At 42.2% G+C, this 6,342-nt stretch carries 6 protein-coding genes and 1 pseudogene; all 7 read right to left on the bottom strand.

Features of this window, described 5'->3' with window-relative positions; genetic code table 11:
• Window positions 1-686, bottom strand: a pseudogene (locus AB4496_RS20035) (MSHA biogenesis protein MshN); the annotation flags it as partial.
• 2 nt (window positions 687-688) lie between these two features.
• A complete protein-coding gene (locus AB4496_RS20030; RefSeq protein ID WP_009847862.1) occupies window positions 689-1,528 on the bottom strand; it encodes an ExeA family protein in 840 nt (279 codons plus the stop codon).
• 56 nt (window positions 1,529-1,584) lie between these two features.
• Window positions 1,585-3,273 (bottom strand): pilus (MSHA type) biogenesis protein MshL, encoded by a 1,689-nt coding sequence (mshL, locus tag AB4496_RS20025; RefSeq protein WP_009847863.1) that lies wholly within the window; start codon window positions 3,271-3,273, stop codon window positions 1,585-1,587.
• A gap of 15 nt (window positions 3,274-3,288) precedes the next feature.
• Window positions 3,289-3,621, bottom strand: coding sequence for a hypothetical protein (locus AB4496_RS20020; RefSeq protein WP_009847864.1), 333 nt, complete (start codon window positions 3,619-3,621; stop codon window positions 3,289-3,291).
• On the bottom strand, window positions 3,614-4,261 hold the full coding sequence (pilO, locus tag AB4496_RS20015) for a type 4a pilus biogenesis protein PilO (RefSeq protein ID WP_009847865.1): 648 nt from the start codon (window positions 4,259-4,261) through the stop codon (window positions 3,614-3,616). Before pilO ends, AB4496_RS20020 begins: the two co-directional genes overlap by 8 nt.
• On the bottom strand, window positions 4,261-5,703 hold the full coding sequence (locus AB4496_RS20010; RefSeq protein WP_009847866.1) for an MSHA biogenesis protein MshI: 1,443 nt from the start codon (window positions 5,701-5,703) through the stop codon (window positions 4,261-4,263). Before AB4496_RS20010 ends, pilO begins: the two co-directional genes overlap by 1 nt.
• Window positions 5,704-5,705: 2 nt before the next feature.
• Window positions 5,706-6,342: EAL domain-containing protein (locus AB4496_RS20005; protein ID WP_372131724.1), on the bottom strand; the 637-nt coding region annotated here is incomplete at its 5' end.

Genomic DNA, 6,342 nt, shown 5'->3' with positions numbered 1-6,342 from the left:
TAACGAAGCGCTTCGTTATAACCTTTCAACGCACCAGAAAGGTCATTGGCATCAAGAGCTTTCTGAGCTCGGCCTTGAGCATTAATAGAAAGTTGTTCAGGCGTTAATTCTACCTGCTCAATCAACATTCCATTACTTTCTAAATCGCCAGACGTTTCAGGTTGATTTGATACTGGTGTGGGATCTTTTTTAGCCACGCTAGCAACAAGCATTGGCTTTGCTACTTTTGCTTTAGGTGTGCTTTGAGATTTAGGTATAGCTTGAGATTCAGGGTTTACTTTAGGCTTTGTAACTGACTGAGTTGATGCAGCAATGACTGAATCCGATTTAGATTGAGTACTTTTTAGTATTACCGTGTTGTTAGCCGAAATGTTCGCTGAATCTAGCGTCACTAACTTCTTAGTCGGCGAGGACACAGGTTGAGTAATGGCCGCTTCAGGACTACCCTCTGAATTGCCTTCTGAAGTATCAATAACGGAAACTTGTATATCTCGAGTTGATATTGAGTTATCGACAGCAGGGCCTTGTGATATAGCCCAGCCCCCCATGGCCAAGCTAAGGGTAAAACCTGCGACCACCCAAACCAATGGAGAGCGTGTTTTTACTTTAGGTACCACCGCAGCTTCAATCGATGCTGTTGACTCTTTTTTTGCCAATTCAGACAAGGCGTTATTAATGACGCTCATAATTAGTTCCAACCCCACAGCATTGGCGTTTTAAATTTAGGTTTACACACATCGTATGTTTCATGCATTGCAGCAAAGAGATGTTGGTTTTCTATATTTTTCTTATCTTCACTAAAAGCAAGCAACAAAGCTTTATGACACAACTGGTTAATCAACCTTGGGATCCCCAAAGAAGAGCGCCAGATCGCTTTTTTATGGCTCAGGCTAAAGGGAGCATATTTGCCACCAGATTTAGCGATCCGGTTATCAATGTAAGCCACTGTTTCATCGAGAGTCAGTGGCCTCAGTGTCGAACTAAATGTGATTCTTTGACGAAATTGCCTTAGATGATAAGCCTCTAATCGAGCATCCAATTCCGGCTGCCCTAATAGAACAATTTGCAGCAGCTTTTTATCTTCAGTTTCTAAGTTACCAAACAACCTTAAGGTCTCTAGAGCTTCATCTGACAAAGCCTGAGCCTCATCAAGAATCGCAACCACTCGTAAGCCTGAGTTATGCAATTCAATAAGTTTATGTTGAATGTTATCCACTAAGGTGGCTTCATTATCGGTAATCAAACCAAGCTCTTTAGCCACGGCTTGTCGTAAGTCAGCCCCAGATAGCACTGGGTTAGGCAGGTAGATTAAAGCAGTACAATCATTGAGATGATTGACCAACATTCGGCACACCATGGTTTTGCCTGTGCCGACCTCCCCTGTAACCTTAACTACCCCCTCGCCCATTTCTAACGCCGAAATGACCGTTTGAATTGCCTCAAAATGAGGTGCTAAACCATAAAAAAAATCGGTATTCGGCGTTAAGGTAAATGGTAACTGTTCAAAATCAAAATGAACTTGATACATAAGACGACCTAGCTTAGTAATTCACTACCAATCTGCATTGATAAAGTGAGTGGTTACTATTCATCAGGGAACCATTCTTGTAAAAGATCTCGAGAACGCTCCATTTCTGATTGCCAAGTATTTACACCTACAACCGTTGGCTTTAATAGAATAACAAGTTCAGTTTTTTGAGTTAGTTGACTGGTATTACGGAACAAATGACCGAGTGCCGGGATATCACCAAGAAATGGAACTTTTGAAGTCATGTCACTGGTGTTTGATTTCATCAATCCGCCAATAACAACCACATCACCATCTTGCGCTCGAATCACGGAGTCAGACTCACGAATAGAGCTTTTAGCCAACGGCAGCGTCACAACACCAGTTGTTGAGCCAAGATTAAGCTCTTTCACTTCCTCTTCCACCTCAATCACTGCGGGGTGAACATGCAGGAACACATTTCCTTTATCATCGATCTGCGGCGTCACATCCAAAGAAATACCGGAGAAGAACGGGGTTAGCTCAACTTCAGGGGCAACATTCGCGTTATCACCACTACCGACCGAACTTGATAAATTCGTCACGAAATATTTATCTATACCCACTTTTATAACAGCTTTCTGGTTATTAGCTGCTGTCACTCTTGGGCTAGATAACACATTCAAGTCACCCTGTGTATCCATAAAACTCAATACAGCTTCAAAGCTACCACCGGAAACAACGAGGTTAGATTGACCACCTAAAGCGGTACCGATGGGGTCCATGCCTGGTAGTTTGCCTGGGATGATCGTACCAGCTGCATTTTTAACGATAGAACCCATACCTAGCGTGTAGTTAGTACCGTTCGACGAAAACATCTTGGTCCAGTTAATGCCTTGTTGATAGCCGTCACTAAGTGTCACTTCCATAATTTTGGCTTCCAAGATAACTTGGCGCTGCAGACGTTTCTGAGAAATACCAAGGAACTCACGAACCTCTCGGATTTCATCGGGGTAAGCACGTACCGTAATCACACTCGCTTGTGGCGTAACCACAACGCTTTGCCCATCACCAGAACCAATTAAGTGAGCGACTGCCGCTTCAAGCTGCGGCCAAAAATCACTTTCAGATATCGTTTCAATCTCCGTACCACCGTTAGATGTGGAGCTAGACGAATTCGAGTTCGAGTTCGAGTTCGAGTTCGATGAGTTTGAATTAGACGAATTAGAATTCGAGTTAGATGAGTTCGAGTTAGAGTTAGAGTCTGAAGTGGAAATTGTTCCAGTAGTAATCGTCGTTAAAGAACGACCAGAACGCTTTACTTGCAAGTAATCCACTGGAATCGTGACTGTACGCAGGCCAGCAGGGTAAATTTGAATGACCTTGCCACGCTTTTCAATATCGTAACCATACATATCCTGAGCAACAGCCAGTACTTCATCTAACGTCACGTCTGTTAGATTTAGAGTGAGTTTTCCAGCAACGCTTGGATGAATCGCGGCACTGTACTCAGTACCTTTCACTAGGCTTGCAAAAAAGGTTCTCGCTTCAACACCTTTTGCTTGAATACGAAAGCGCTTGACGGTTTCCACACTCGGAGACATAGAGTCCGAACTTAGCTGAGGCATAAGGTCATCTTGTACCGACGAAGGTAAGTCATGAAGTGCTTTACTATTCGCTTCATTAATAGATTCGTTTAAAGACTCTTTTATCTCAACAGGATCTCTATGCCCCATCGAACAGCCGACTAAAGATGACACTAGAATTGCTACTACAAGTTTACGCATGTCTTCACTCTAACCTTAATTATTCTTAACATCTAAAGAGAACATCTCTAATTTCCACTGCTTAGAGCTTCTCTGCAGAGTGACGTACTCTGGATCTATGTTCTTAACTCGGTACCCTCTGATCGTTTCTCCTTGTTCGAGAATCTGACCATTCATAATCGCATAACAAGGTGTATCGCCCTTGCAAACAATGCTCTCTAGGGACGGTAAACGATATTGAACTGGCGCCTTTTTAGCTGATGCTGATTTCTGTTGGGGCGAAAGCCAACCTAATGGCGCTGTTGGGTCTTGTTCTGCCCATACCACTGAACTACCAAACAGCAAAGATAACACTAGAGTTCTAACCACCAATAAACTCCTGTCTGGTACCTAGGGTGTAAACCTCGAACACAAGTCGAGCTTTGGGATATTCTTCTACTGAATACTCAAACGTGCGCCAATAATAGCTCACAGGAAGTGACTCAAGTGCTTGAAGATAAATTGAAATATCGAAGTAGCTACCCGTCAACTCCATTCTAACAGGATGGAGAAAGTACTTTGAATTGTCACTGTTCTCTTGATTGTCCGAAATAGCTTCTGGTTGTAACGATTCTAAAGACTCAAGCTTCAGTCCATTACCTGCATTAAGAACGCTCTCTAATAACTGCGCCATTTGAGAAGGCGTAACCAACCTATCAACGATTTCAGCGAGCTCAAATGATAGCTCTTGGCTCTCAACCAATAGTTTTTTTAACTCAAGATCAATTTCTTTATCTGGGTCTTTGTTCAACTTGGCTTGTAGAACAAGTAATTCACCTTGTTGTTTCTGATTTGACTGCGTAAGGCTCATCGACTTCACATTCTTTTCTTGTAAATCAAGATATGCAGGTTCAATCAATAAGGTAAATACAAGCATGGATAAGCCCACTAGACCACACACGAAAAGTAGCCATTTCTCTCTCAGGCTTAATGCAAGGAACTTATCGCTAAGCTGGTTCCACAGTTGCATTATTCACTCTCCCTATGAGTACTTAACTCAAACGTCACCACATCTTGCTCATTTCGACCTATCTTTATCTTTTCAAAGGTACGTCCGACTAAATTAAGTTCATTCTTAAATTGACCAACCCAATTTGGAACTACACTTGCATCACGGGCAAAACCATTAAGCTCTAAGGTATCGTGAGTCATGTATATATGCGAAAGCGAGATGTCATTTCGGCCTAATTGAGCGAAGGAGTTCATGACGCCAGAATACCCGACTTGCTGAGATTCATCGAATTGACCGACCGCCTTCAACGCCTCTTTTTTCGCTTGCGTCTCACTAGTGAGACGAGCAACCGCAGCTACCTTGTTTGGAGACGGTTTATGTTGAATTAACTGACTGTTTAATTGGTTAACTTCTTGGTTAAGCTGATTCAAGTCATATTGTAAAGCTGCTAGCTCTTCATCCAAATTCGATGCTTGATACTGCATTACACTATAACTGCCAAGCAACAAGGTACACACAAGCCCCCAAACCATAACCACATTCACTAGAGTGAAATACTCTTTTTTAGGCTTAAGGTGCTCAGGGTAGAGATTAACGTTAAAAATATTCTTTTCAGCCGCGAGCGTAACTAACCATTTCTCTGAATTTTCGCGTTCACCTTCAACAAGCAAAGAAACGGTCGAACTCAATGTGCTATTTAACACACTCTGTAATTCAGCTTCATCTTCATCATCACAGCAGATTTTTAACTGATGAAGTTGAGTGCCTTTAATTTGAGAAGACAGGTAATCAATCGATCGTTGGAGTTCTAAAGCTAGACCATCCAACTGCAATGCACTTGATGCGGTACCAGTTAAGGGGGGGACAACACTGCGGATTGTTCTTTGGAAGCAAACCGTGTTTTCAACAAATGCACCAAGCTTAAAATGTGAGTTGGGGCTGCGTTGTAAAAGAATGAAATTAGAGAGCTCACCAGCACTGTAGCCCCAAACTTCATCTTCGGGAGCAATACCTTTAAGATCAACTTGTGCTGAATTAGTAATGCTTACAAGCTTGTCCAATAGCTTTTTAGGCAAAACATACACTTGTAGCTTATTCGAGGTCGGTAGCGCTACCGCACTCGCTGTAATCTCAGTCACCCTTTCAGAGATCAGATCTTTCAATAGAAAAGGCAATGCAACCGACCATTCACTCTGTGGAATGTCCGGTTTATCAATTTGATAAGTTTGGTAGTAGTTAGCACAAACAATTAGCTGAAGGCAATCACTGGTAAGCGACTCACTGCTCAACAATTTTTTCAGCGCACTTTCCCAGTCACCGTTAACCACAGGGAAACTGGTGACTTGAGGTTTTGACTCAGTCGATGAAATATAAACGGTATCATTACCCAAAAGGACAATTTGAGAACTACCGTTATTATTCGTTGGCTTTATTTTGTCTAAAATCGCTTTAAAATTCATGCTTAACTATTACTCTTACGCCATCGATTTCTTCGACCGACTTTTACAACGGATTCAGCTTTCACTGTCTTCTTCCCTTGAGTAGGCAAGGGAATGATTTGTTGTTCTTCGTCGAAATATCTCCCTTGATAACCGTTAATGCCTAACTCTATCAAGGTATTCTTTTCTTGCTTTGTCTCAACTCCGACCGCGATCACTTCAGTTGGAGAATCACCGCATGCTCCAATCAGACTTCGAACAAACAGTTGGTTTTCATGCCTTTGATCGATTTTCTTTACCAAACTTCGATGAAGCTTAATATAGTCAACCTTCAAATCCTTTATATAATGAGTACTAACAATGGTTCGCCCAGCTTGGCCAACCACCACTTTACACCCTAACCCTCGTAACATCTTCGCCACTGGTCGCATATAATCAAGGTGAGTAATTAGATGGCCTTCTGAAAACTCAAAAGCAAGCTGAGAACGATGCTGAGCAGAGAGCTGTAACAACTCACTTCTGAACCATTTAAAATGTGATTTATTTGCAAACGGAGTGACACTCAAGTTCACCGAATAATTGACAGGCTGTGTTGATACTTTCAGCGACTTAAACAAAACCGTCAAAACCGATTGATCCATTTGAGCTTGATAACCGACT

This window comes from Vibrio sp. 10N.222.46.A1, from assembly GCF_041473595.1.
In the GTDB taxonomy this organism is placed as follows: domain Bacteria; phylum Pseudomonadota; class Gammaproteobacteria; order Enterobacterales; family Vibrionaceae; genus Vibrio; species Vibrio tasmaniensis_A.
The sequence above is the reverse complement of the archived record's forward strand: the minus strand, read 5'-3'. Positions and strand labels throughout refer to the sequence as shown.

Bases quoted from the DNA above. Each gene is read 5' to 3' on its own strand.
- AB4496_RS20010 (WP_009847866.1), bottom strand. From the start codon at position 5,703: ATGAATTTTAAAGCGATTTTAGACAAAATAAAGCCAACGAATAATAAC.
- pilO (WP_009847865.1), bottom strand. From the start codon at position 4,261: ATGCAACTGTGGAACCAGCTTAGCGATAAGTTCCTTGCATTAAGCCTG.
- AB4496_RS20030 (WP_009847862.1), bottom strand. From the start codon at position 1,528: ATGTATCAAGTTCATTTTGATTTTGAACAGTTACCATTTACCTTAACG.
- mshL (WP_009847863.1), bottom strand. From the start codon at position 3,273: ATGCGTAAACTTGTAGTAGCAATTCTAGTGTCATCTTTAGTCGGCTGT.